Source organism: Stenotrophomonas pictorum JCM 9942, from assembly GCF_001310775.1.
Lineage (GTDB): Bacteria > Pseudomonadota > Gammaproteobacteria > Xanthomonadales > Xanthomonadaceae > Stenotrophomonas > Stenotrophomonas pictorum.
In genome coordinates this window covers 1-643 of sequence record NZ_BAZI01000761.1, presented here as the reverse complement: position 1 = coordinate 643, position 643 = coordinate 1, and the positions used below count along the sequence as shown (strand labels likewise).

The following is a 643-nucleotide window of genomic DNA, read 5'->3' as shown; positions in this document are numbered from 1 at the left end:
GCCACAGCTCCACCACCGCGGCGCGGTCGAGCGCGCCCGCCAGGTGCAGCGTGCCATTCTCGATGCGGCAGGTGGCGTCACTTGCCACGGGGAGTCGGTCCTGTCGCGGGCTGCATGTTGCCGCTGCGCAGATCGGCGGCGACCTGCTTGATCGACTTCTGCCGCAGCGGGGTGTCGAACTGGTTCTTGAAGGTCTGCACGTAGGAGATGCCTTCGATCATCACGTCGAAGATCTTCCACTGGCCGTTGACGTTGCGCATCAGGTATTCGACCGGGGTCGGCTCGCTGCCGGCGCGCACCAGCTCGGTGGAGACCTTGACGCCGCGGCCGCCCGGCAGCGCGGTTTCGCTCTTGTAGCGGAAGCTGGGCTTGCCCTGGATATCCAGCAGGGTCGAGCCGTAGCGCGCCATCAGGTTGTCGGCCATTGCATCGGCGAACAGCTTCACATCGGCATCGGCGGCGCCGCGGCCATGTACGCCCAGCACCAGCCGCGCGGCGTAGTCACGGTCGAAACCGCGGCTCAGCTCGCCATCGATGAAGCTGCGCAGCGCCGCCGGGTTGGTGCGGAACTCGCTGCGCCGCGTTTCCAGCGTGGTGAGGATGCGGGTGCTCGCGTCCAGCACGGTACGGCCGGCGGCGCTGG

At 68.1% G+C, this 643-nt stretch carries 1 protein-coding gene; it reads right to left on the bottom strand.

Features of this window, described 5'->3' with window-relative positions; genetic code table 11:
* Positions 1 to 77: 77 nt before the first annotated feature.
* On the bottom strand, positions 78 to 643 hold a 566-nt coding region (locus JCM9942_RS17545), incomplete at its 5' end, for an MlaC/ttg2D family ABC transporter substrate-binding protein (RefSeq protein ID WP_054661061.1).